Genomic DNA, 24,130 nt, shown 5'->3' on the forward strand with positions numbered 1-24,130 from the left:
TCTTATATCTATAATCCAAGTAATGAGCGTATTCATGAACAAATGAGCTAATTCCACCTTTTAAAGTAGCTGTATCATCGTCAATAAAATAAACCTGTCCAGAAATCCTCCTTTTTAACTTATTACCTACCTAAATACATACAATAAATTCAAATTTTTTATGAGTTGTTTTCTTTACCCTCTTGCTTACCTGCTCGCTTCTTTACCTGTTCCATCGGCAAAAGGGGATACAAGAAGCATTGCGACCAAAGTTTCGGCTTGGCCAAACAAGTGCAAGCCTGGACGCTATCACGGTTGGTGGTTAATTTTAGACACGAAAAAAGGCGCTACACTTTCGTGCAACGCCTGAAATTGTTTTTAGTGAACTGCTTCTTTGCCATGCTGAGCAATAAACGCTCTTGCTTTATTTTCATCACCTAGAATAATCTTTAACGAAGTGAACGCTTGTTCTTCGCCTAAATTCTTCAAAAACTTAGTAGCAATCTCAATTTTTTCTTTTTGTCTGATTGCCTTTTGCTCTTCTTCGGTAAAAATCATAAATTCTGCCCGCCTTTCTGTATTGCCTTTAAGTTCTTTGAACTCTGCCATTAGTTGCTTACCTAGTTGACTATCTGAATTACTTGGTAATTCTTCTTTCAAAGCTTGAATAAAAAACGATGGATTTTAATTAACTCATCAACTGGATTAATAACTGTATTTTTGTTATGTGTCAATAACCACACAAGACGTTTATCAACTAACTGGTACTCAAACGTTTTCAAGCGCTCTGGATCCGTTTCATTAAGTTTATTCTTGAGTGTTCCGTTCGCATATTTGAATTGTAGACTTACTTCCTCATCTTTATTCATCTTTTTCACCAAAAATCCGTCTAAAGTTGCTTTCCATCTCTGGTTGGTACTTAGTGGCAACTCGGTAAGCATCGCTTACATCAGCTTTAGTTGGTTGCCAGCCTTCCATTACCGAGCTATGCACTGCCGATTCTACTGCCCAGAATATATCAGTGTTCTCAATATGAAAACCTTGAATGGTTTGATTTTCATTATCTACAACATATTTAAATGGTCTAGGTTGCAGTTCCGATAGAACTTTAGCAGGATCATCAAACGTTGTTGCTGCTAAACCATTCAAAATTCGAATGCTCCAAGTCGTTATCGGTTTACTAAAAGCATTGCTTAAAGTTAACATACTAATGCCAGACGCCTTTGAAACATCGGTTATTGAAATTCCTTTATTGGACATATATTTTTCTACCGCACTAATCATTGTCATAGTACCCCTCGTTATCTTCTTTATTTATATTATGCCACTAACGGTATAATAATTCCGTATATAGGATTGGAACAACTGAGGTGGAAACTTACTATTTTGCAGAAGCTTTCTCAGGGCAAGATACTTTCTTGATCCAGTGAAAACGAACAGATCATACCTTTATAAAACTTGCCTGGTTCGTGATCTGGCAAAGTTACATTACGTTCTACTCCAGAAGGAATCAACGTTACCTTTGCCACTCCCCATTGTTCAAATACTTCTTCAATTCTTGCTAGCTCATCTGATTCATCTATCCAACTCTTATCTGTCATGTGTAGTCCTCCCTTGTACTATCGTTTGCCTATTTCTTGCCTTTTGTTTTACCAAATCTTTTTGAATCTGCTGATAAATTTTCTTCGCATCTTTCATCGAATATGAATACAACTCTCTTAGTGTCTTTGTATCCATAGCTTTAATGGTTCCTCGTTCAGCGTCTGAAAACTTGAATGCTTCCATTTGTGTTTGGGTTACAACATCTCTGTTAGCAAGGGCATCTATTAAATAACGCTTTTCCATCTTTTCGACAAGTTTTCGATATTCGCTCGGAGCTTCAGTTGCTATTCCCTTCTCGAGATATGGTTCTAAAACCTTTTTCAAATTAGTCACTCGTTCAGGTTTGTTAATTACTTTTTCTAAACGACCCAAGTCCTCGGATCGTCCATTGAGTTGCAATTCCTGTCTTAGACTATCAACACTGTAGGCATTTGTAGCGATCCAACGTGAATTTTCTCTATCTTTTTCAAAAATTGGTAGCGATCCCTTACGGAAATTACGTGGATCAATTCCAACACTCCACAGCTTAGGCTCGCTAATAATCTGTGGTAATGCTTTAGTTTGAAGCTGATCAAAAGCAATGACTCGGTTAGGATTAGGTTGATCCAACTGATACCCAGTCCCTGAAATTAATGCTTCAAACCGATCAACATCGCTCAGCCATTTATTTAGGATACTTGTTGCAAATTTTGACAATTTGTCAGCATTTTCTCGTAACTCAGGTTCTTCGATATTGGTAGGCTGTAAAAGTTGTTTCTCAGGCACTAAAGAAAAATCCTGATTTTGCAGCCTTTCTTTGGCTAATGACAATTCAGGAATATTATCAAATTGTTGATAAAGTTCCTTTCTTAATTCGACATCAAATGCACGATATTCTGCCTTACCAGTTTCTAAATTATAGTCAACAGCAGGAGCCAATCCATTTGAACGGACATGTAGGTGTTCACTCAACCATAGCTCAAATCCACGAGCAAACACTTCTGAAGGAATTGAATAATACTTTCTTTCTACCCCTAATTTATGCAAATTTTGGACATATTTATCCAGAATAGGACGAAAGGCTTTATTTAAAGAATATTCCATTGGAACTTCTTTTTGATCTACCATTAGGGGCTTACCCTATAATTCGTCCAGATAATGACCGTATTCATGTCCAAATGAACTATAACGTCCATTTCTAAAGTCCAAGACAATATTTTTTAAATGGTTAAAATATGAAGTTATTAACCAAGGCGTTATCAAGTAGATCTGAGAAGCCACCTTTGGCAATCATACTTTTACTCAAAAATTCTTTTATGCTATCTGGCGCATCATCGGTTGCAGAAGTAGTCCATCTACTATCAGCAATCGTATATCTCTGCCAATCCTCTTTGCTAATCTTTAAAATCTTTGGAGAAACGTTAAAAATATGCCGTTTTTTCTTTTGGCTATATGAATGATTTCCTAGCATCGACAATTTTCGAATCAACGCTTGGGTTGAAACGCCTGGAAAATTATCTTTCTGTTCTTCCCAAGATTTAAGTATGTCATCAAACAATTTTCCGTATCCTAAAACAGTACTTTTGTTTCCAATAATGTAACCCAAATCTGTTTCTTCATGGCTGCGTAAACTATACATCGAACCATGTTTTGACCACATCTTATTATTTGGGTCTAAAATCACATTAACAAGATACTCTTTTTTATTGTTTTCTTTTCGGGCCTGTAAATCGTACACTTCACCCGAAAATGAACCTCGTCCCTCTAATTTAAGGTTAAAGGATCCACCTGTAACCATTATTCCGGGTTCATATAATTGTAATGCGATCTCACCATACGTTTTAACTGCTGCTTCAAAATCTTCTTGTGTCCAATCACCATTCTTATAGATATAATTGGCAATTTTTCTGATTTTAGCGGGCATTGTTTCATTAGATGAAAGTGTTAAACTTCCTTGACGATCAATGCCATATTTTGCTTTCATCAAAGTTGCTAACGGATTAACAACTGTATCTCGTGTTTCTGCCATGATCATTACTCCTTACTCAAATTTTACTTAAAGCGTAACAAGAGAAACACGAATATCCTCTTTTAACCATTTTTAACATCGTAGTTATTGTCTTGCTTTACCAAAGGAAAAGGAATGCCATTATTTTGGATCACCTGTTGTAAATAGATTCTAATCCCAGTCGAAAAGTCCATTCCTAAATCAGCAAAAATTGCTGTCGCTGCGTCCTTATCATTTTCATCTAACCTTATATTGTAAGACTTCATAATCGCTATCTCCTAATACTTTCGCTCACTCTTTTTCTTAAAGTAATCAGATAAATTAGTCTGTTTCTTTGCCTCAGCCATATTTTTTTCATGTAACTTGAGAATTGCAATTCTTTCTTCAAGTGCTCCTTTTACATAGCTAGCTACCAGTTCTTCAAAAGGTCGCAAATCACCAGTTTCTCTTGAAGTAGCTAAAGCTTGCATGTATTCAAGCCTTGCCTTTGTATCAGGCTGAATATTAATAATTGGATACCCAAATTCAGTCAGTGCAAAGTTCATCATTAAGCGAGAAGTTCGTCCATTACCATCAATAAACGGATGAATAGCAACCAACTTCTGATGTAGATCAGCTGCATACTGTACTGGGTGTAGATTATTAACAGTCGTATTTGCCCAACCTACAAATTCTTGCATCTCAGCACGAATATCAAACGGAGCAGTATATGGGTGATCTTCTTGACCGTTTGGCCATGCATCTAATACTCGGTACTCACCAGCAGCCGTTCCCCCGTTTGTTGTTTTCATCATTGTTAACCGATTAATATCTCGCACCATACGTTCGCTAACTGGTGTTTGTGTATTAATCAACTCAAACACATAATCATAAGCATTTGCAAGATCAAGAACTTCCATTGCATCTTTTAACGGTTTTTTATGAACTGTTAATCCCGTAGAGAGAATTGACTCGGTTTCACTTTTGTTTAAAGTATTACCTTCAATCGCATTGGAAGACCAAACATGTTCTAGCTTGGCTTTTTGTTCAAGCATTTGAACTTGAGTAGGATCTAACGGTCGAAAAGAATCCATAATTTTTTTAAGCTGCGTTAACTCAGATAATTGATCTTGGTAATTCATTTTGCATTTTCTCCCTTTGTGTACATTGTATATACATTGTATATCAAAAGTTGCACTTTTAGAAAAAATTATCCCCTAAAAAATCACGCATTTCGTTAAACGCAAATAGAAGCAATCTAAGAGCTTTTAAAGGGCTTGAATATGATTTACGTAAATCAAATTTAAATTGACGCTTTTTTGGGAGTTATTTGTATTTTTTCTAAACAAAAAAGAAGTTTGACTTTTAATCAAACTTCTTTTATATACTAACTATTTTTCTTCTTTCGGAACACTTCGATACCAGATAAACTCTTCAGTTACCCTCTTAATTCCTTCTGCTTCAATTAAATGATACTTCTCTTCGTCAGGATAAAATGTCTTAAACACGTATTGAATTATTTTTATCTTCTCCCGATAATCATTAATATTCATACTATATTTCCTCTTTTCTATTCATTTAATATAGCTATTACTTACCTTATAAGTTTTTTCTCTATTAAAGAAACTAAACCAATATTAAAAAGAGGTAGTCTAATAACCACCTCTTTAAAAAGTCATTTCAGCATGATTAACGCTTTAAGTTACGTTCAGGCGCCACGATCCTATTATGTGCCTTTTTTCTTTCTGGCTGTTGGCTGATTCCTTGAACGCCATTATTATATGTCCACTGCTTTAGTTTATTCATATTCCCACTATGATAGTAATCAGCAATCAGTTGATTCCACGTTGACCATTTATCTACAGGAATATTAATCAAACCTTTGCCGTGATCAATCATCATCTTATTAGCCAACAAGGTTGCCGTCCTTTTATTTCCGTCCCAAAAGACTTGATTACGCATTAAATGGTACATTAATTCGATTGAACGTTCTGTCGCTGACCGATTAGTGTCTGCCTCAAGATCTTTAAGGTAAGCTATCTCCTTGGCTTCATCAACTGAAGGTGGCACAAAATCCCCTTTAGTTGTCATAACAAGCCTTTGCCCCGTACGTAATTCACCTGGAGCTAACAACTGGTCACGAGCTACAATCTGATTAATCTTCTTAGCAGTCGTCAAATCAATTGGCTCATCACTATTAGTAACAAATTCCCACCCTCGTTTGAGTTGCACAATAACATTAATGTCATCAATTGAAACACCATCAACTCCTAAGCCGTCAATGATTGTTTGCGTCTGTGGCAAAGTAGTCGTCAACCCTTCAAAACGAGAGTTAGTAAAAACTAAACGAGTCAAATTCATCTTTGCAAAACGCCGATTTTGATCTTGCGTCAAATTTAATTTATCAACATAATTCATTATTCCACTTCCTTTCTAACCGTTTCTTTCTACTAGCGTACCATTCTCTTCCGACTATTGCATTTTATGCAACAGTCATGATTTCCTTATTTCTCAACTACTTTTAACAGATCTTTAACTTGTTGAATTTGTTCAGGCGTTAGTTGATTTATTTTTTGTGCAAACAATATGACTAATTCTCGATATTTTGTTGGTATCAAAGTCAAGTCAATTCGTTTAAGACTCATGCTTTGAGCATACTGTAATTCTTCTTGCTGTTCTTCGCTTAAATTGTATATGCCAATTATCTTATTTAGAAGGGATTGAGAAGCTTTTTTATGCCCATTTTCTACTCCAGAGAGAAAAGGTGCACTAACACCCAATTTCTTGCTCATATCATATAATTTTTCATCTCGATCAATCCGTAGTTTTCTTAAATATTTGCCTAAAGCTGTTGCCATAACGGTCTCCTCATTAATGTTTTAACCTAATTATTTACATATATTATAACCTTTTTGGTTAACTTGATAAAAAAGAACCGTTTGGAAATTCAATTCCAAACGGTTCTCTAAACTTAATTCCCAGAGTAGTCAGATTTTGTCTAATAAAACAGGGTCAGCTTTAAGCTTTCGAAGCAACAGCCTATACTTTTGCGGTTGCCGTTCTTCATAGGCATTAAAGCTAGCAATAATAACATTATATTCTTTTACCTTCTCTTCATACCAGTTAACAATGATATTATAGTATTCACTTGAATAATCAAATTCCAGTTTGCCATCATCACGAACACGCAAAGCTTTTTTCAAAGCATTTAGCACCATTTCTGTCTCAACCTGTTCTAATAGCCATTTCTTGGTTTCCTCAGGAGAAACTTTAGCAGATTTTTCCGCAAGAGCTTCTTGATATTCCAAATAGGCCTTATACTTTGCGTATCCTTCAGGGTCAGCTTTTTTTGTTACTCTAGGGGCTGGACTAACAATTGGTAACGGATCAACTGGATCGTATGCCGCTTGGAGTTGAGCCACAATTCGCCCTTTTTCGAGCGTACGCTTTTGCGCCTTTTTATCCGGAATTGTGCGAATTTTCCTCTCTAACAGTTCAGCGTTTTTTTATGAGCCACTGCTTTAGCCGCCTCTTTTTTGCGCTTTGCTTTCAGTTGTTCAATACTTGCCATAGTCAAATCTCCCATCTACACATACTTAATCAGATTGCTCTCTTTTAAGCTCGGTTTCCTTACGATCGATATTCTTGGTAAGCTTCATCATAGTTGCAACAATTTTTGACATAGAATCACCTATCTAAATTAGGACTTCAACCGATTCTCTACGCTTAATTGCTATTAAAATAAGTTACCAAACCAACTAACTAAACGATCCCAGAATGAATCCCGACCAGTTTGTGCCATTTTCGTTTGCGAAACTTTTTCCATGTTTGACTTATTCGTCAAAAGAAACATCGGCAAAACGAATTACTGCTGGATAGTTCGTCATTGTTATTCCTCCAAAAAAATGATATAATAATGATTAAGAAAGGGAGGTTTGGTGGTAGGCAGGGAATCCCTAGAACAACCTGCTTTGACGGGCATTCGAAGAACAAAAAAACGCCTACCCGTGAGCTGTTAATTACGGAAACTGCATCATAGCAAGTACGTCAGCTTCAACAAAATCGTTAACCACTGTCCATCAATCTTTTGATTGGTGGGCTATTTATTTTGCTTTTTTAGCGTCTGCATTGTCTTTTGGACAATTGTTTCCCCGTTCCCTACTTTTTATAAATTCCTCCAAATTTGATATAATAGTAGATAAGAAAGGGAGTTTTAATAACAGTCAAAAATCCCTAGGATTTCCGCTTTGTGGTATCCGAAGAACAAAAAAATGTCTGTTCGTGAGCTGTTGAGTTGGGAACTGCATCATAGCAAGTGCGTCAGCTTAAACAAAACCATTATCCACTGCCCATCAATCTTTTGATTGGTGGGCTATTTATTTTGCACTTTTAGCGTCTACGCTGTCTTTTGGATAGTTGTTTTCCTTGCCCCCTACTTTTTGAGTTTTCCTTCCGTTTTTCCTGGCGATAATCATTAATCACTTTGTCAACAAACTTTTTGTCCAAGCGCTTTGAGTCTCCTTTGAGATTAGCAACATCTTTCCTCTTAGTATTCTGCTTAGTTTTTTTAATCGGTGGTAAACCTAGTTCTTTGTGAAAATACTTTAATGTAGTGTATTTAAACTGTTCATCAACTTTGCCTTCAATAACATAGCGTTTGTAGTTTTGAATGAACTGATATAATTTATTGTGTAGTTCTTCTTGTTTCTTAACTAGATTTTGATATGTTTTTCTATCAATGGAACTGCGTGAAACCTTAAAGTTTAATTCATCGCTCACTACAATAGTTTTGTCTAACTCTAATCTCTTTAAATTTTTAATAGTTCCATCTGAGAATGTGTCTTCTTCCAAAACAACATAAGTTTCAGGGTTTTTAATATAATTTTGCTTATTTAAATGGCTTCTAAAAGGAACAAAATAAGTATTATCCCTATCAAAAATCAAAGCGCCTTTCACTTTAGCATAAGGTCTATTCTTTTTACGCATAGCTTCTCTGATCTTTTTTCTATCAATCATCAAATTTTCCTGTTCGTCAAAAGAAATATCCGCAAAACGAATTACTGCTGGATAGTTTGTCATTGTCATTCCTCCAAAAAAATGATATAATACTAATTAAGAGAGGGAGGTTTGATGGTAGTCAGGGACTCCCTAGGATTTCCGCTCTGCGGTATTCGAAGAACAAAAAAATGCCTACCCGTGAGCTGTTAATTACGGAAACTGCATCATAGCAAGTACGTCAGCTTCAACAAAATCGTTACCCACTGCCCATCAATCTTTTGATTGGTGGGCTATTTATTTTGCACTTTTAGCGTCTACGCTGTCTTTTGGATAGTTGTTTTCCCTGCCCCCTACTTTTTTGTAAATTCCTCCAAATCTGGTATAATATAGTTAAGGCAGGGAGGTATAATGGTAGTCAAGCATCCCTAGAACAACCCGCTTTGACGGGCATTCGAAGAACAAAAAATTGCCTACCCGTGAGCTGTTGAGTTGGGAACTGCATCATAGCAAGTGCGTCAGCTTCAACAAAACCATTATCCATAGACTCACCAAGTAACATATTGGTGGGTTTTTATTTTGTCTTTTTTTAGCGGCTGCGCCGATTCTTCTTGACCAACTTTAAAACATTTGGTGTGGGTTGAATTGTTTTTGGTAAGGTATTAGCAATCTTTTCAATATTTGCTGAAGTTAATAGATCATTGGGGTTAAGCCCTGCTTTCTTTAATCCATTGCTTAGTAGTTCTAAGGTTCGTTCTTGACCCACCTTGTTCGCCAAGTTTACTACGCTAACTCTACCGTCCAAACCCTTGCAATATAAATTTAAAATTGTTGTAGCCGATACCTTTTTTCTCTTGGCCAAATAAGCAACTGCCCCTAAAGTACCGTAATAATTGCCGTGCTTGAAGTTCTCAAGACACCCTTTTCCTACTCTTGAACCGTATGCAACTTCATACCTAGCTAATCCTTGTTGCCACGCATCACTAAGTGTCATATTTTGAGAATCTCGATCTATGCTTATTTGGATTAGTTTCCACTTCAATTCTTTAATCAATAAGTCGGCTAATTTGGGCTCAGTCAAATCATCTAAATTGTGTGGGACTTTTTCATTAGGAAAATGCCTATGTTTTCTATGCCATGTAGCTTGTTTGTCTAGTTCATCAATAATTTTCTGCACATTAGCAGCGGTAACTTTATCTTGGAGTTGCATGCCTTTAACCGTACCAAGTGCTTCAGCAGCTATGCTGTAAGCTACACTACTAGCCAACTTCACAGGATCAGTCTCTACATTAGTCACTCCTTTATTCAGCACATATTCCATTGCTCCCAGTTCTTCAAAGCAATATGAATAAGAGTTATCAAAGCTATCTTTTAGCGGAAAACTAAACCGTTTCAACGCTTTCGCAGCCCTAATTTCGTCAGGGATATAATTCTTTTGCCCAAGTCAACTGCCCCAGTCTAAAGACTGAGGCTTGTAACTCACGACCTTACGGTCAGTGGTAATAACGCAACTTCGTTGCTCCCACACTATACGTGGCTACATCATTGGGTGGTTGACAGCACCCACTTAACTAACACGTTTACGCATTAGCTATTAATTCAAATTTAGGTTGTTCTTGTCCGCTAATATACTGAGTTCCAAGTAATTGGATATTCATAGCACCAATACGGTCATCATTGGAACGATAACCACAATTAGTACAGTGATATTCATGTTTTCCATGATTACGATTATCTTTTTTGATAACTCCACACTTAGGACAACGTTGAGATGTATATTTAGCAGAAACTTCAACCACTTCACTATTGTTCAAATGTGCTTTATAAGTTAAAAATTGTTCTAGTTGATAAAAAGCCCATGATTTATTTTGATTACGCAAAGCTTTAGGTAAGTCAATACGTTCAAAAGAAACACCATTAAGGTTTTCTAATACAAACAAAGTATTAGCACCATATTTTTGAACAAGTGTCTTAGACAAGCAATGATTAACATCACTTATCCAACGGTTCTCTCGTCCAGATAATTTCTTTAAACGTCTTTTAGCTGACTTAGTTCCTTTAGCTTGCAAGGTGGCACGAAGTTTTTGATATTTAGCACGTTTACGCATAATTGCTTGACCGTCAAAAAAGGCAGTTTTACCTTGTTCGTCATAGCTGGTAGCTAAAAAGCGTAAACCACGATCAAGACCGACAACGTGTTTTACGGTTTGTTTATCAAAATCAGTGACTTCTTTAGTAGCTGAAATATGCAAATACCATTTGCCACTGGATTTAAGTAATTTAGCTAAGCCAAATTTCCAAGTACCGTCAAGGTACTGACTGAATCCGTGACAAATAGGATCGACTTTAACACGACCATCAAGGGTGTTAATTGATAATTGACCGCTACTTAAATAAGACCAATCACGATTACGTTGAAGATCAACTTGTGGGCGATTAAAATAAATTGGTTTATGTAACCAAGTCAAATCACGTACTTCACGGTACCACTCACCAGTATTTTGGTCTTGATATTTATAAGATCTACGTGCCATTTGAGTTTTGACAGTTTTATAGCGTGCAATAACAGTTCTAATTACAGATTGAGCCATTTGCGATTTAAGACTAAATAGATTACGCAACTTAGTATATAGTTCTTTATTTAATCTACTTTGTTTCATATCAAAATCATGATTAAAAATGTATTCAGATACATAATTACATGCTTGACGGTATTGCTCCATTGTTTTAGAAAAACTCAAAGCTATTTCAGAGTTAGAAATCTTTAGTTTAGTCTTGATTGTAACTTGCATTTCCATTAGGTTCACCTCACTTTCTTCACTAACTATTATAACATAAATATTTAGTGAAATATACTAAAAAAGGGGAAAGAAAGGGTGAAAAAGTAAGCTCGTTAGAGCTTATAAGTGAGGGCTATCCCTCCAGTGGTTAAAACCACTGGTATCTCGCCCACTATGTCAATGAATTAACTAGAATTTCTTGTAAAGACATGTCTTGCTGAGCCTTTAATTCCTTTTTCAAAACACCCATGATTTTTTCGGGATTTAGTAAACCATCATCTATCATTAAGAACACCTCGAGCTTCATTATTTTCTTAACCATAACTTGAGGTGCTCTTTCGACAATTTTTCGCCACAAAAAACACCACCCATTCCTGAGTGGTGTTTCTTTTTTATCTAATCTAACAATTTATTTCTAATTTCGTTTTCAACCTCGTAACCCTTGCCGTCTTTGAAAAACTTGATTCCGTACAAACGAACATCTTGGTTTTCGCCCATTAATTCAATATTTTCTGGAGTGATTTTTTCCAGTAACTTCTCCTTCCAGGCATCTCTTGCAAGCAATTGCTCACCCTTTGGCTCAATAAAAAGCTGATAAATCACTTCCCCTCCATCTAAGTAGAGTACAAAATCAGGCATAAAGGCTTCGTAATGCGCTAGTGTGGTGTTGAAATCATAAAGTTTAAACAAACTCATTGTTTCTTCATTGCGCAATAAAAACACTTCATGGTATTTGGCTTTTAGTTCGTCAATCACATTGCACAACATATCAATTAAACTCTTCTCCAACCGATCAACAATCGCCTGGTCATAGACAAACCAATCATCATTAGCCATTGCTTCAGGACGAACAATTGCCTGCAAACCCGTAAGGTTATTAGAAACCCGTTTTTGATAGTCAACAATCACATCTTTTAAAGGAATGCCCACAAAACGATTAGTTCCCCGTTTACGAGCAAAATTATTCTTGAGTGCCTTTTTAATCTTCTGAAGAGCTTGATCTACTACTCTCAATCTAAAAAGAGGACTTTGTTGTTCATCTACCTGCTGATAATATGGCACCACCGCAACAATGCGAGTACTACCTAACCACTTTTCATCAGTACGGAATTGTTCGAGTGATTTTAAAGTCGGCACCCACTGGGACAAGTTAGCAAATCTAAAGAATGGTTCTCTTGCCATCGCTTTTTTCAGCAACCGTAAATCAGTCTGCTTAGTGAAATCTGCTACAATAACTTCCCGACTGGCTTGATCTTGCCCCGATCCGCCTTCATCATTACGGTGTTCAACAATGCTATCGTTCATGTTAATTTTTATAATATGATTATCAATCCCGTAACTCTTCAAGCTATCATATTCACCTAATGGGACATCTTCTAGTTCATTGTGATACAGCTTTCCTACCTGATACGCTTTTGACTTCTTGAAGCTTGGTTTGACCGTAGCCGTATAAACACTAAAATCATTTTCGTTATCACTTTCGGACACCAGGTTCATCTTATTAAATGACTTTACCAAGTTGTTAATATACTTCACGTCATTAATCGTATGGTAATAAAGGGACTCCAATAATTTCATGTCCGGATCATCATGATCAAACCGTCTGGTATATTTTCTTTTGCCTTGATACTTAAACGGATTGTACCGTGCTCCACGCCCAATTAATTGTGCTTCACTATTTGTTTGTTTAATGGTTGTTGGTTGTTCTCCAATGCGAACGATGTCATATAGGTTCAAGACGTCCCAGCCTTCCGTTAACTTTGCCACTGCAAAGATTGTCCGTAAAGGATTGTTAATATTTTCAAGGGTATTGAGAATATTGTACCCCTTTTCGTCCCCTAAAATTCCTTCTTTAGTGGTGTCATTGACGTTAATGGTGGTCATAGCATTAAAATCACGCTTTAACTCCACAATCGTCTGCGCTAAATCTTGTTTTTCCCAGTAAGCATATATTCTTTTCAGAGTCACACTATGGTTTACTCTGCTTTGTTTCCCTAGAAACTCACTTAATTTATCGACATCAAGGCTATCAATCAAAGTAAGAAAATCCTCTTTAGCCTGATTAGAGCTATTCACTCGATTAGACTTGAACAAAATCACAGGCTTGAAATCCTCAATCCCTACTCGCTGTGCCATTCGTTTTCGATACTGACTGAGCAAAACAGCGTTCAACATTTTAACGCTGTCTTCGTTTTGCGCCTCTAATCGGTAAACATTTTTAGAATATCCATCACTCATGAAGCGATTTAAATCATATTTGTAGACAATCTTATCCTTGTATTTTTCATATACTAATTCTTTGTCAATATCAATAGTTGCCGTAAACTCAAACTGGCGGTTATCCGGATTAGCAGAACGAATTTTATTCAGTAAGATTTCCCATGATTTTTCTTCCACTTTTTGCGACTTAGTTGAAGCATTGAAATGATGAGCTTCATCGGCTAAAATTACCAACTTGTCTTTTTCCAGTTCCGTATACGTTAACCCATTTTCCCGTAAACTCCCCAGCTCATTCGCTAAAGCTTGAATGGTTGTTAGTTTCAGATAAATGCTATCCTTTTCGGGCATAGTTGGGAAACGATTGACCGCCTGCACTGTAATTCGCCGTCCATCAATAGTGACTGGATCATTGAATAAATACTTTGGCGAATTATACTTTGGTAGATTGCAATAAATAACTTGAACAAATTTAATGACGCAGATTAAGCAAAAAGATCTCAATTGGAGTTCGCCAGTTCAAACATTTGAGTGGCCGTGAATTCAGATACCAGTTAATCTGAATCAATTCATCATCACTAATCTCTTCAATTGGCTGACCCTTAGGAATAAATCGCCGTAACACTCGATTACGATTCTCATTACTACCACGTTCATGCGGAGAATAAGCATGGGCAAAGTACAACGGCACGCCGGTATTTTTCTCAATTGATTGGTAGTTGGCGAACTCTTTCCCGTGATCAACCGTCAGTGTCTTGAGATTAGTTCCTAATTGATTAGCTAACTCAAGGATAGCCTTAGTCATTGAAGTGCTATCTCGTCCACCAAGCCGTTTAACGATAGTAAGGCGACTCTTGCGTTCGACAAACGTGGCTACTGCTTGACCTTTGCGCTTGCCAGATAAAACTGTATCAGCTTCAAAATGGCCTGCAATATTACGATCAGAAGCTTCAGCTGGACGATCTTCAATCGAACGACCATGACTGAAAGTCCCACGGGTTTCTTTAGCACGCTTACGACGAATACCATGGTCAGGTAAATCAGTCATCCGAATATCTAGAAGTCCTTGATCGACCCAGTTATAGATAGTCTTGTAGGCGATCCTAACCACATGGGCTACTTGTTCAATTGACCATTTCTGAATCTTGATCTTGTCTTCGATTAGTCGCTTGAGGTTAGCCGTTAATGAGCATTTACGACCACGATAACTAAGTTTAGTTTCGTGGTCGGCTTGCGCACTAGTCGCATGGTATTCACCCTTTAACCGGTGAATTTCATTAAAGATAGTAGTCTTACTAAAGCCCAGGTAATCAGCGATATATCGAAGAGATCGCTTTTCATGACGAAGCGTTTCGATGACAATGCGGTCTGAAAATGATAAGATAGTGGTGCCCATAAAGGTCCTTCTTTCTAATGGAATGTTGTAACGACACCATTAAAGACCTTTATGGGTTTTTCTGTCCACTAAAATGTTCAACTTAAATTTTACAATCTGCCAAATACAATTATTGAATCCTTATTTTTTAAAATTGTTCTATTTTTATGTTGTGTTTTATTACCGGATAAAGAATTTGATTTAACAGAAATCGTACTTACATAAGATTCCCTACTAAAAATATTATCCAACAATATTTTTGCATACGCATCTTCATTATAGTCTAAATGAATAAAAATCAATCCATCGTCAGCTAACAAATATCTTGCAATCTCTAATCTACTTTTCATAAATGATAACCACGTGGCATGGTTGAATCTGTCGTTATATTCAAATGAATCTGATCCAGTATTATATGGCGGATCTAAATAAATCAACTTCACTTTCCCTGCATACCGCTCCTTTAAGCTATGTAAGGCTAGTAGGTTATTCCCCTTGATAATTAAGTTGTCCGTATCATTAATGCTAGTGGCATCAGCCACTCCATTTACGTCATACCGCTTAGCATTGACCAAGACTTTAGGTTCTAAGAGTTCATCAATTTCGGCTTTGGCTAAGATTTCATTTAGAAACGGTTCGTCTGCATCGTCCGTCTTATCTAAATCTTCCTTGGTCATACCAGCTTTTAATACTGTGTCTTTATATGGAAAGTCCAAAACCACGTCCGTGGCTTCATCAATGAACTTCCCTCCTGCTGTTAAGCCAATCTTATTGGAATACTTGGTATAGCTATCTTCCCAATAAGACTTATATTCCAACATTTCCACAAACTGATTAACCTTAAAGACCTCTACGTCAGCAATTTTTTCAGTATAGGTTTTACGGATAAATTCATCAGCCAACAAAGCCATCATTAGCTCTTTATTGTATTTATCTAAATCATTAGTCAGCTTATTTTTCTTTAGCTCCCCGTTTTCGGTGAGATACGTGGTACCAAATGCTTCTAAAACGGTACGAATATGGTCAATAATCTTTGCTTCCACTGCCATTTATGCCACCACCCTTCTGATGACATAAAAAAGGAATCCACTATCCCTTTTTGGTAGTAGATTCCTCAAAAAAGACTTGACAAATACACTTTGACCTAAATAATCAAAGTGTGCTGTGCTGTGCTGTGCTGTGCTGTGCTGTGCTGTGCTGTGCTGTGCTGTGCTGTGCTGTGCTGTGCTGTGCTGTGCTGTGCTGTGCTGTGCTGTGCTGTGCTGTGCTGTACCATTAATCTATCCTCCAAACTATATACTATCTTCACAAGGACTCAAGGCCGTTTTTGTATAAGATTTTTATATCTTTCCAGCTTTTACGGCTAACTTACCGTCGCTTATAAACATCATTTCTTTTACCTGCTTTTACAACAACAACTGTAAAAATATCATCTTGAATATCAGCAATTATGCGATAACTACCCACACGATAACGCCAAAGTGTTCCTAATTCACCTTCCAAGGCTTTACCCCATACCCGAGGATTATTTGACCCCTCAATATGCGAATCAAGCCATTTAATAATTTTTACCTGTACAGGCTTATCAAGGTTCTTTTTGAACTCTTTTAAGGCTTTTGAATCAAAAGACCATGTATATTTCATTTTGATAATCCTAACTGGCGCTTAATCTCATCACGAGATATTGTTTTCCCACCAGAATTACGGATATTTTTAACCGCATCTTGATAATCTAAACTATCTTCAAGCTTTTCCAATACAGCTTGACGCATAAAGTCTGTTGAAGTTACCCCATCTAATTTTGCTTGTTTATGAATGAGTTCCAGAACACTTCTATCAAAGCGAATAGTAGTTGATTTGGTTGCCAGTGCCATTTTAATCCCTCCTAAATATTATAGTTATATTATAACATATAAGAACGCAAATGAAGTCTTAATTATGAGAATCAAAGCAATAAAAAACAGACCCCTCATTTCTGAGATTTGATCTTTCTCGTGTCGACCAGGTGGCACCTCGGTAACGGTTGTGTAGTCACAGTTTTCTTTTTTTGCAACCGATTACCCGTTTATTCCAAAAATATTAGCATACTCAGACCAAAACATTTTTCTTTTTTGGTACATATTTTTCACTTGTTCATCTAAGTATTGCAATTTTAATGGATCCGATATATCAAGGTTAATATCTTTCCATCTATCACCAATATTTGGTAGTGTTGTATCCATTAGAATCAGATTATTTAACTGTTTTCTTACAGCTTTACTATTTAACATGGCTAATAAGTTGAAAGGCGTAATGCCTAATTCATTCTTATTAACCCGTAAAACCAATATTTCTCTTGTTAGTATTGAGTGTAAAATACTGTCACCACAGTAACTACGATTGTTGGTAGCGCTCCACCCATTAACAAATACTTGTATCTGTCTTTTGCTAATCTCATCATTGCACTAGCCTCTATCGCCTCACTAAGATTGAGTCTTTCCATTTTCATTTGTAGATAGTAAACAACACACCCACAAATGGAATAAGAATCATTATAAATAAATATGTCAGTTGCATAGAAGCAAAGTATCCATATCGTTTGCTCTCAGGAATCAACCTTACCTTGGGCGTCTTTGACGTCCTTAGCGTTCTGGCGGATTTCGTCAGCATGTGTTCCATTAAAAAGAAACAGTTAACAGCGTAGCATTACCTTGACCACCACTTTCAGTATCGTCATAGTAGTTACTAGTTTTTCCAGGTCGATCCTAATTATTTTTGGTAGACTAGAAGTAAATTATTTTTTCGAGGTTTTACTTATGAAACAAACAATCACTCCTGATATTTTTTCCACCCCGCAAGGGACCACCATCACCACTCCGACTGGGCAAATCATTCTTGATCCCCAACGAGGCGATGACTGTTCCCAAGCCAAGTTGATCATCATCACTAGTTTAACAATTGATAGTGTGCTCTTTGATCCCCAACCCTTGCCTTGTCCCCTGTATGTTTCCCAAGAGTTGTTTACCCTCCTCCAAAAACTAGCCGCCACCGACCTCCTGCCCCCACTCAAGCACCACCTAAAAATCATCCCCTACACCTATCCTCTCTATCATGATGGGTGGGCCATCACAGCCAAGGCCAATGAAGACGGACTCTACGGGGCCCTTGTGCTCTTATTAACCGGACCTGACCAGCAAAAAATTGGCTATTGTTTCCGTTTTGATCAGGGAGGAATCCATAATAAGCGCATCAAAAAATGGAAGAAATGGTTAAAAGCCAGCAACATCAGTTACCTGCTCCTAGGGCAATCCATGTTTAGTAATGAGCCAACACCCCTGATGACCTATCGGGGCTGGCAAAAGCACCTTACCAAACTGTTAGCAGCCACTACAACCACCACAACCTTTGCGATCAATCCCTGGAAGATTGACCAACTCCTGCAACTAGCCAAAACCGCTCAGCAACATCACTTTAATGTTACCTGGCAGCCCCAACTCGCACCGGTTATTGCTTACTACCAGGCCCACTCTTTTGTTGCACCTGCGAACACCGCTGAACCAACTGCTAATCTAGTCCAGGTAGCTACCCAGCCCGACTGGGACTTTCGCCAGCAAACAAGCCCCAACATCTTAAACCAACTGGCGATCCAACCCCAGCAGCTTGGCCCAGCTGATCAGCAGCAGTTCATGACTTACTTTGCGCCTGCCCAAATCGTTTTTCTACCTTAATACCAAATGAGGCTGGAAGAAAGCTCTGCTTTCTCACCAGCCTCGATTTTTTATTTACTTTTTTAAATATCCCCGTAGATAAAACACGGGGCTTAGGACAAGAAAGAAACCACTCACCACTAAAGCTTTAGCTAGACTATATGTCCAAGCTAGCGAATTGTCATATGCCATCGTATACGGCGAAGTGTACTCATACGGGTTGATGTTGGTTCCGTTGACGGACCACTTTTTATGGGTCGCATGCTGTGCTAAGTCACGGTGATAATTCTCCAGGGCCCGGGTCTTATTGGATTTGAAATCATCCGCAGGGGCAATAAACCACCCTGGATGGCGGTAACGGAAAAATGGTAACAAGAGCCAGTTAACTCCCAGGTAAAACTGAACCGGAGTAAACACATACTGCCATGGATCTAGCCGTAACCATCCTTGATACAGGAAAATAATTACCAAGGCCCAAGTCCCCGTCATCCAATAACAACTCCACCGCCAAAGAATACCTATGCTCCGCATTTATCTCACCTCGCACCAAATTATTGGTCATATTGTACAGCAGGAACGCACAGGTGTCATCACCAATAATTTACCTTTTTTCTTTTTAGGGTGCGAATGGTATTATTAAATTGTAAAATCGTTTTCATATCATAACTGATATAAAACGCTCAATCCATATAACCTAGCAGGGTTAGTTGGATTATCCATCAATATATTTCTAGGGGGAATCCGCTATGAAAATTTATATTATCTCCGACTCACTCGGGGTAACTGGTAACGGATTGGTGCAGGCTGCTGTTGTGCAATTTCCAAATGATGAGTTCAAAATCGAACGCTACCCACTGACACGTACAGAGTCATTGCTCCAAGGGATCTTGAAAAAAGGTGAACGGGAACAAGCCGTTATTGTTTATACTTTTGCCAACTCCCAATTGGCCGAGTTTGCCCAAAAGTTCTGTGAAGACCACAATATGCCCCACATCGATGCCATGGTTAACCTGATCAATACTCTTTCCGAAGTGACTAAGCATGAGCCAATCGAAGAAGCAGGGATCAACCACAACATGAACAGTAAGTATTTCGACAAGATCAAAGCAATGGAGTTCGCTGTCGAATACGATGACGGTAAGGACCCATCTGGTTTCCTCAAAGCCGATATCGTCTTGCTGGGGGTGTCACGGACTTCCAAGACCCCGTTATCTTTGTACCTGGCTAACCTTGGCTATAAGGTCGCTAACTTACCCCTGGTACCTAAAACCCGCATTCCTGATGAAATTTACCGGGTTGATCCAGCCAAAATTATTGGTTTAACCACCACCCCTGAAGTGCTCAACAAATACCGGCGCGAACGGATGATTGCTTACGGTTTGGATCCAGACTCCAACTACTCCAGCATGGCACAGGTCCGTGATGAACTTAATAATGCTAACCAGCTTTATCGTAAACTGGGCTGCTTAGTGATCAATACTGCTCAAAAATCAATCGAAGAAACTGCTACCCTCATTTTAGAATCGCTCGGTGAAGGCGATAACTAATACTATTTGGGGAGGAGAATTGTTGCCACGCATCTTTGCGTGGTTTTTTCTTTCAAAAATTGGCTTTGTAAATTTTATGCGATGCTCGTTTTTCCGCCCGCACACGACATATTTATATATTGGTGCAAAGACAAAACCTTGTTAAATCAATGTTCATCCTTTGAAACAAACACATATTTTACTATTTACCGTGTGTTTGTTGCCCAAAGTGAAATTTTCCGACCGTATTGATGGAGTATAAAAATAGCATTCAACCAAATTAACTTTGATTGAATGCCAAAACATTGTTGTAATTAATTTTTTATATCATATTTCCAATCAATTATTTTATCATATAGATCTTGAACATATTTACCTTTTTTAGTGTACCAGTTTTCTCCATCTTCATCATAATACATGCAGTCTTCGCTTGTTAAGTACCAGGCTATCTCAGTTTGTAACTCGTCAAGATTTTTGTTATCTATTAGTGTTTTTATATTATTACTGCATTTTTTAAAAATTCTAATTCATCATTAGTCAAGCCAAACATGGTTTTCCTCCTATTTAGGGGTGCATTGAATCAGTTTATAATCGTTGAGATTATACGATATGAAACATTTATCTGGTAGTTTAAATAATATTATTATCAGCTATTTTCTTTTTAATTTTTCTATCCCAATTATATCATCCAGCATATGGTCGGTACCTTCCAGACCACGGCACCACATGCAGGCCATGCCTTTAATCCGAATATTTTCACCACACAAAAAATGCCCTACAAACATTAGCCTAACTAATATTTGTAGGACACTTCCTTGCTAATTTTTTATAAATTATCGTACTGGGCTTTTATTGCTGAGCCTAAAATACCGGGAGGCAAAAACTATGTACTCCTATGGTTCCGGTTCATAGAAATGTCCCATAATATGGACATTTTCAGCAATACTTACAAAGGCATGCGGATCAGACTCTTGCATTGCCTTTTTTAATTCATATTGTTCATACCGTGAAACAACCGTAAACAGGATTGTCTTCTTGTCATGCCGGTATGCCCCTTCAGCACCATGAACAATGGTAATTCCACGCCGAATATGGTTTTGAATACAGTCAATCACACTGTTGGGCCGTGTCGTGACAATCATTACCTGCATCTTTTGTTGCTGGGTATAAACCATGTCAATTACCTTGGCGTTGACGATCAAACCAATAGCCGAATAAAAGGCGTGCGGCCAGCCGTACATTGCCCCAGCTGATAAAACGATGAAAGCATTAAAAATGATATTAATGGTCCCAATACTTTTTCCCGTTCGCTTCCGTAGGGTCAAACCTAAAATATCCAATCCCCCAGTCGAGATCCCATTCTTGAGACAAGTCCCGGTCCCAAAGCCGTTTACCGCCCCACCAAAGATCGCACAAATGATCGGGTCATTGGTCAGGGTAACCGGATGAATCGTTTTGATCATAATACTTGAGAACACAACTGCCAAAATAGTAAAGAACGTAAACCGGTGGCCAATTGCCCGCCATGATAGGACAAAAAGAGGAACATTCAATACAAACAACATCAGGGCTGCTGAGAGGTGAATCGGGGTATGGGCGGTTAATGTTGCAATCAGCTGCGCCAACCCTGTGATCCCTGAAGAATAAATCTTCCCTGGATCCCAAAAAAAGTTCATGGCAATTGCCACTAAAATCCCATAAATAAAGGCTGTCGAAGCGCGTGCAACCAGCTGGTGTCTTTTCCAAATCTTCTGGAGTTCATCCATTTGTATATCTCCTTAAACCGATAATTCCTTTTAATTCCGTTATTCTAACATGGAACCAACAATTATAAAAGTGCAATTCCCCGTTCACTTTAAATCTAAATTTTTTTCTAATCGAATTGCTAATTTAGCCCCAGCTTCAAGTTCTATTATGGTCCGAAGCTATACAAAAAGCCGGTGAAAAAACAGCGTCTTTGCACCAGCTTCGATCTTTATTGACTAATAATGTTTCACAGATAACAGGGAAAATAACTAAAAATCTAGTCTAAATACGAGCAAAGACCGTCGCATTTTGCGCAACTATCATCCGTGCTTAGTGCAACGGCTGGCTACAAATTATTTTCCACTTACTTTCCGTTAGTTCATCACAAACTAACGGCCTTCAATTTCTTCGTCTGTCTTGAGAACCGCCATAAAGGCCGCCTGTGGCACTTCAACAGTCCCTACAGCCTTCATCCGCTTCTTCCCCCGTTTTTGCTTATCTAAAAGCTTGGCCCGCCGGTCAGGATCCCCAGTATGGATCCGTGCAGTAACATCCTTCCGGTAAGCCTTGATATTAGTTCGTGAAATAATCTTGGCTCCAATCGCTGCTTGGATTGGAATTTCAAAGTTTTGCCGCGGAATAATATCCTTGAGCTTCCGTGTGATCACCCGAGCCCGTTCCTGGGCAAATTGCCGGTGAGAAATAAAACTCAAAGCATCCACTTTGTCGGAATTGAGCAGAATGTCGATCTTGACCAGATCGCTTGGCCGATAGCCATCCAATTCGTAGTCCAGCGAAGCATATCCCCGGGTTCCAGACTTCAACTTATCAAAGAAATCAAAAATAATTTCTGACAATGGAATATGATAGATCACATTGACCCGGGAGTCATCTAAATATTCCATCGTATCGAAAACACCCCGCTTACGCTGGCACAGTTCCATAACTGGCCCTACATAATCGTTCGGCACCATAATAGTTGCCTTCACAACCGGTTCATTAATCTCCCTAATAGCGGAAACTTCAGGCATTTCTGATGGATTCGATACTTGTTTATGCTCACCGTTGGTTAGTTCAACATCGTAGGTTACCGAAGGAGCAGTGGTAATCAAATCCATGTTGAATTCTCTTTCCAAACGTTCCTGGATCACATCCATATGCAACAACCCCAAGAATCCGCACCGGAACCCAAAGCCTAGGGCCTGAGAAGTTTCCGGTTCAAATTCTAAGGCCGCATCGTTTAACTGTAATTTCTCCAATGCTTCCCGTAAATCATTGTATTTAGCGTTGTCAGTTGGGTACAGCCCAGCATATACCATAGGGTTCATTTCGCGGTAGCCAGCTAACGGCTTATCTGTTGGGTGGTCCGCATTAGTAACCGTATCCCCCACCCGGGTATCTTGGATATCCTTGATACTAGCAGTGATATAACCAACATCCCCTGCAATCAAGATGTCCCGTTTCAGTGGCTTAGGTGAGTTCACCCCAACTTCAGTTACTTCGTATTCTGCCCCACTGTTCATCAACTTAATCCGATCGCCGGCCTTAACTGTCCCATCAACGACCCGGACACTGAGAACCACACCGCGGTAATCATCATAGATCGAATCAAAGATCAACGCTTTTAGGGGCGCTTCAAGGTCCCCACTTGGAGCTGGGACTTCTTGGACGATTTTTTCAAGTAATTCATCGACCCCCATTCCTGTCTTCGCACTGGTGCAAACAGCGTCATCCCCATCGAGGCCAATCACGTCTTCGATTTCTTGCTTGACGACCTCTGGTTGGGCTGAAGGCAGGTCAATCTTGTTGATAACCGGTAAGATTTCCAAATCATCATCCAATGCCAAGTACACATTGGCCAAAGTTTGAGCTTCAACCCCTTGCGCAGCATCAACTACCAATACAGCCCCTTCACACGCTGCTAGTGACCGGGATACTTCATACGTGAAATCGACGTGACCGGGAGTATCAATCAAGTGGAAAATATACGTTTCTCCATCTTTGGCTTGATAGTGCAGTTCCACGGCGTTGAGCTTGATCGTGATTCCCCGTTCCCGTTCCAGGTCCATCGAATCCAATAATTGGTTTTTCATTTCCCGTTTTGAAACAGTATCAGTTAGTTCCAAAATTCGATCGGCAAGCGTTGATTTACCGTGATCAATGTGTGCCACTATCGAAAAATTACGTGTATGTTGCTGGCGATCCTGCATTTCTTTTAAATCCATCCAGAATTCCTACTTTCTCATAAATTCTATTCT

The 24,130-nt window shown here is 38.4% G+C and carries 25 protein-coding genes; 2 read left to right on the forward strand and 23 right to left on the reverse strand.

Annotation, left to right across the window (positions count from 1 at the left end; translation table 11 throughout):
- Positions 1-357 precede the first annotated feature (357 nt).
- The 20 genes from V3C97_RS03955 to V3C97_RS04050 form a co-directional block, all read right to left on the reverse strand.
- Complete coding sequence (locus tag V3C97_RS03955) at positions 358-588, reverse strand: hypothetical protein (RefSeq protein WP_338433800.1); 231 nt, start codon at positions 586-588, stop codon at positions 358-360.
- Positions 589-840: 252 nt separating this feature from the next.
- The gene (locus tag V3C97_RS03960; RefSeq protein ID WP_338433801.1) at positions 841-1,269 is read right to left on the reverse strand and encodes a helix-turn-helix domain-containing protein; all 429 of its coding nucleotides are present in this window, start codon (positions 1,267-1,269) and stop codon (positions 841-843) included.
- Between the two features lie 110 nt (positions 1,270-1,379).
- The gene (locus tag V3C97_RS03965) at positions 1,380-1,580 is read right to left on the reverse strand and encodes a hypothetical protein (protein WP_338433802.1); all 201 of its coding nucleotides are present in this window, start codon (positions 1,578-1,580) and stop codon (positions 1,380-1,382) included.
- Complete coding sequence (locus V3C97_RS03970) at positions 1,570-2,688, reverse strand: hypothetical protein (protein WP_338433803.1); 1,119 nt, start codon at positions 2,686-2,688, stop codon at positions 1,570-1,572. The genes V3C97_RS03965 and V3C97_RS03970 overlap by 11 nt, the downstream gene beginning before the upstream one ends.
- 100 nt (positions 2,689-2,788) lie before the next feature.
- Positions 2,789-3,589: a hypothetical protein gene (locus tag V3C97_RS03975; protein WP_338433804.1), complete on the reverse strand. Its 801-nt coding sequence runs from the start codon at positions 3,587-3,589 to the stop codon at positions 2,789-2,791.
- Positions 3,590-3,651: 62 nt separating this feature from the next.
- Positions 3,652-3,834 (reverse strand): type II toxin-antitoxin system RelB/DinJ family antitoxin, encoded by a 183-nt coding sequence (locus tag V3C97_RS03980; RefSeq protein ID WP_338433805.1) that lies wholly within the window; start codon positions 3,832-3,834, stop codon positions 3,652-3,654.
- 12 nt (positions 3,835-3,846) lie between these two features.
- Positions 3,847-4,689, reverse strand: coding sequence for a Fic family protein (locus V3C97_RS03985; RefSeq protein WP_338433806.1), 843 nt, complete (start codon positions 4,687-4,689; stop codon positions 3,847-3,849).
- Positions 4,690-4,938: 249 nt separating this feature from the next.
- Positions 4,939-5,100: a hypothetical protein gene (locus V3C97_RS03990; RefSeq protein WP_338433807.1), complete on the reverse strand. Its 162-nt coding sequence runs from the start codon at positions 5,098-5,100 to the stop codon at positions 4,939-4,941.
- Positions 5,101-5,236: 136 nt separating this feature from the next.
- A complete protein-coding gene (locus tag V3C97_RS03995) occupies positions 5,237-5,965 on the reverse strand; it encodes a Fic family protein (RefSeq protein ID WP_338433808.1) in 729 nt (242 codons plus the stop codon).
- Positions 5,966-6,051: 86 nt separating this feature from the next.
- Complete coding sequence (locus V3C97_RS04000; protein WP_338433809.1) at positions 6,052-6,405, reverse strand: helix-turn-helix transcriptional regulator; 354 nt, start codon at positions 6,403-6,405, stop codon at positions 6,052-6,054.
- 129 nt (positions 6,406-6,534) lie between these two features.
- Positions 6,535-6,969: a hypothetical protein gene (locus V3C97_RS04005; RefSeq protein ID WP_338433810.1), complete on the reverse strand. Its 435-nt coding sequence runs from the start codon at positions 6,967-6,969 to the stop codon at positions 6,535-6,537.
- A 967-nt stretch (positions 6,970-7,936) separates the two neighbouring features.
- Entirely contained in the window at positions 7,937-8,626 is a 690-nt protein-coding gene (locus tag V3C97_RS04010) for a hypothetical protein (protein ID WP_338433811.1), read from the reverse strand.
- A 505-nt stretch (positions 8,627-9,131) separates the two neighbouring features.
- Positions 9,132-9,938: a hypothetical protein gene (locus tag V3C97_RS04015; RefSeq protein ID WP_338433812.1), complete on the reverse strand. Its 807-nt coding sequence runs from the start codon at positions 9,936-9,938 to the stop codon at positions 9,132-9,134.
- Between the two features lie 184 nt (positions 9,939-10,122).
- Complete coding sequence (locus V3C97_RS04020) at positions 10,123-11,340, reverse strand: transposase (RefSeq protein ID WP_338433813.1); 1,218 nt, start codon at positions 11,338-11,340, stop codon at positions 10,123-10,125.
- Between the two features lie 378 nt (positions 11,341-11,718).
- Entirely contained in the window at positions 11,719-14,043 is a 2,325-nt protein-coding gene (locus tag V3C97_RS04025; RefSeq protein ID WP_338433814.1) for a DEAD/DEAH box helicase family protein, read from the reverse strand.
- Positions 14,012-14,935 (reverse strand): IS30 family transposase, encoded by a 924-nt coding sequence (locus V3C97_RS04030; RefSeq protein WP_003709292.1) that lies wholly within the window; start codon positions 14,933-14,935, stop codon positions 14,012-14,014. The genes V3C97_RS04025 and V3C97_RS04030 overlap by 32 nt, the downstream gene beginning before the upstream one ends.
- Before the next feature lie 89 nt (positions 14,936-15,024).
- Entirely contained in the window at positions 15,025-15,963 is a 939-nt protein-coding gene (locus V3C97_RS04035; RefSeq protein ID WP_338433815.1) for a site-specific DNA-methyltransferase, read from the reverse strand.
- Positions 15,964-16,282: 319 nt separating this feature from the next.
- Complete coding sequence (locus V3C97_RS04040) at positions 16,283-16,558, reverse strand: type II toxin-antitoxin system RelE/ParE family toxin (RefSeq protein WP_338433816.1); 276 nt, start codon at positions 16,556-16,558, stop codon at positions 16,283-16,285.
- On the reverse strand, positions 16,555-16,788 hold the full coding sequence (gene relB / locus V3C97_RS04045; protein ID WP_338433817.1) for a type II toxin-antitoxin system RelB family antitoxin: 234 nt from the start codon (positions 16,786-16,788) through the stop codon (positions 16,555-16,557). Before relB ends, V3C97_RS04040 begins: the two co-directional genes overlap by 4 nt.
- Positions 16,789-16,971: 183 nt before the next feature.
- Positions 16,972-17,241, reverse strand: coding sequence for a hypothetical protein (locus V3C97_RS04050; protein ID WP_338433818.1), 270 nt, complete (start codon positions 17,239-17,241; stop codon positions 16,972-16,974).
- 468 nt (positions 17,242-17,709) lie between these two features.
- Here V3C97_RS04050 and V3C97_RS04055 point away from each other — a divergent pair, with 468 nt between their 5' ends.
- Positions 17,710-18,621 (forward strand): hypothetical protein, encoded by a 912-nt coding sequence (locus V3C97_RS04055; protein WP_338433819.1) that lies wholly within the window; start codon positions 17,710-17,712, stop codon positions 18,619-18,621.
- A 54-nt stretch (positions 18,622-18,675) separates the two neighbouring features.
- Here V3C97_RS04055 and V3C97_RS04060 read toward each other — a convergent pair whose 3' ends face one another.
- Positions 18,676-19,089 carry a hypothetical protein gene (locus tag V3C97_RS04060; RefSeq protein ID WP_338433820.1) on the reverse strand — a complete coding sequence of 138 codons (414 nt, stop codon included), beginning with the start codon at positions 19,087-19,089 and terminating at the stop codon, positions 18,676-18,678.
- 257 nt (positions 19,090-19,346) lie between these two features.
- Here V3C97_RS04060 and V3C97_RS04065 point away from each other — a divergent pair, with 257 nt between their 5' ends.
- Complete coding sequence (locus V3C97_RS04065) at positions 19,347-20,147, forward strand: pyruvate, water dikinase regulatory protein (RefSeq protein WP_338433821.1); 801 nt, start codon at positions 19,347-19,349, stop codon at positions 20,145-20,147.
- An 872-nt stretch (positions 20,148-21,019) separates the two neighbouring features.
- On the opposite strand, the gene V3C97_RS04070 is transcribed toward V3C97_RS04065, so the two are convergent.
- Together V3C97_RS04070 and lepA are read right to left on the reverse strand one after the other, a co-directional pair.
- Positions 21,020-21,892, reverse strand: a complete 873-nt coding sequence (locus V3C97_RS04070) for a YitT family protein (protein ID WP_180848326.1) — start codon at positions 21,890-21,892, stop codon at positions 21,020-21,022.
- Between the two features lie 369 nt (positions 21,893-22,261).
- Positions 22,262-24,097, reverse strand: a complete 1,836-nt coding sequence (gene lepA, locus V3C97_RS04075; protein WP_009554332.1) for a translation elongation factor 4 — start codon at positions 24,095-24,097, stop codon at positions 22,262-22,264.
- Positions 24,098-24,130 lie beyond the last annotated feature (33 nt).

The sequence above is a fragment of the Ligilactobacillus saerimneri genome (genome assembly GCF_036689625.1).
In the GTDB taxonomy this organism is placed as follows: Bacteria; Bacillota; Bacilli; order Lactobacillales; family Lactobacillaceae; genus Ligilactobacillus; species Ligilactobacillus saerimneri.

What these genes read in the sequence shown, in the direction of transcription:
- V3C97_RS03955 (WP_338433800.1), bottom strand. Translation starts at nt 588, where the DNA reads ATGGCAGAGTTCAAAGAACTTAAAGGCAATACAGAAAGGCGGGCAGAA.
- V3C97_RS03960 (WP_338433801.1), bottom strand. Translation starts at nt 1,269, where the DNA reads ATGACAATGATTAGTGCGGTAGAAAAATATATGTCCAATAAAGGAATT.
- V3C97_RS03965 (WP_338433802.1), bottom strand. Translation starts at nt 1,580, where the DNA reads ATGACAGATAAGAGTTGGATAGATGAATCAGATGAGCTAGCAAGAATT.
- V3C97_RS03970 (WP_338433803.1), bottom strand. Translation starts at nt 2,688, where the DNA reads ATGGTAGATCAAAAAGAAGTTCCAATGGAATATTCTTTAAATAAAGCC.
- V3C97_RS03975 (WP_338433804.1), bottom strand. Translation starts at nt 3,589, where the DNA reads ATGGCAGAAACACGAGATACAGTTGTTAATCCGTTAGCAACTTTGATG.
- V3C97_RS03980 (WP_338433805.1), bottom strand. Translation starts at nt 3,834, where the DNA reads ATGAAGTCTTACAATATAAGGTTAGATGAAAATGATAAGGACGCAGCG.
- V3C97_RS03985 (WP_338433806.1), bottom strand. Translation starts at nt 4,689, where the DNA reads ATGAATTACCAAGATCAATTATCTGAGTTAACGCAGCTTAAAAAAATT.
- V3C97_RS03990 (WP_338433807.1), bottom strand. Translation starts at nt 5,100, where the DNA reads ATGAATATTAATGATTATCGGGAGAAGATAAAAATAATTCAATACGTG.
- V3C97_RS03995 (WP_338433808.1), bottom strand. Translation starts at nt 5,965, where the DNA reads ATGAATTATGTTGATAAATTAAATTTGACGCAAGATCAAAATCGGCGT.
- V3C97_RS04000 (WP_338433809.1), bottom strand. Translation starts at nt 6,405, where the DNA reads ATGGCAACAGCTTTAGGCAAATATTTAAGAAAACTACGGATTGATCGA.
- V3C97_RS04010 (WP_338433811.1), bottom strand. Translation starts at nt 8,626, where the DNA reads ATGACAAACTATCCAGCAGTAATTCGTTTTGCGGATATTTCTTTTGAC.
- V3C97_RS04020 (WP_338433813.1), bottom strand. Translation starts at nt 11,340, where the DNA reads ATGGAAATGCAAGTTACAATCAAGACTAAACTAAAGATTTCTAACTCT.
- V3C97_RS04030 (WP_003709292.1), bottom strand. Translation starts at nt 14,935, where the DNA reads ATGGGCACCACTATCTTATCATTTTCAGACCGCATTGTCATCGAAACG.
- V3C97_RS04035 (WP_338433815.1), bottom strand. Translation starts at nt 15,963, where the DNA reads ATGGCAGTGGAAGCAAAGATTATTGACCATATTCGTACCGTTTTAGAA.
- V3C97_RS04040 (WP_338433816.1), bottom strand. Translation starts at nt 16,558, where the DNA reads ATGAAATATACATGGTCTTTTGATTCAAAAGCCTTAAAAGAGTTCAAA.
- relB (WP_338433817.1), bottom strand. Translation starts at nt 16,788, where the DNA reads ATGGCACTGGCAACCAAATCAACTACTATTCGCTTTGATAGAAGTGTT.
- V3C97_RS04055 (WP_338433819.1), top strand. Translation starts at nt 17,710, where the DNA reads ATGAAACAAACAATCACTCCTGATATTTTTTCCACCCCGCAAGGGACC.
- V3C97_RS04060 (WP_338433820.1), bottom strand. Translation starts at nt 19,089, where the DNA reads ATGACGGGGACTTGGGCCTTGGTAATTATTTTCCTGTATCAAGGATGG.
- V3C97_RS04065 (WP_338433821.1), top strand. Translation starts at nt 19,347, where the DNA reads ATGAAAATTTATATTATCTCCGACTCACTCGGGGTAACTGGTAACGGA.
- V3C97_RS04070 (WP_180848326.1), bottom strand. Translation starts at nt 21,892, where the DNA reads ATGGATGAACTCCAGAAGATTTGGAAAAGACACCAGCTGGTTGCACGC.
- lepA (WP_009554332.1), bottom strand. Translation starts at nt 24,097, where the DNA reads ATGGATTTAAAAGAAATGCAGGATCGCCAGCAACATACACGTAATTTT.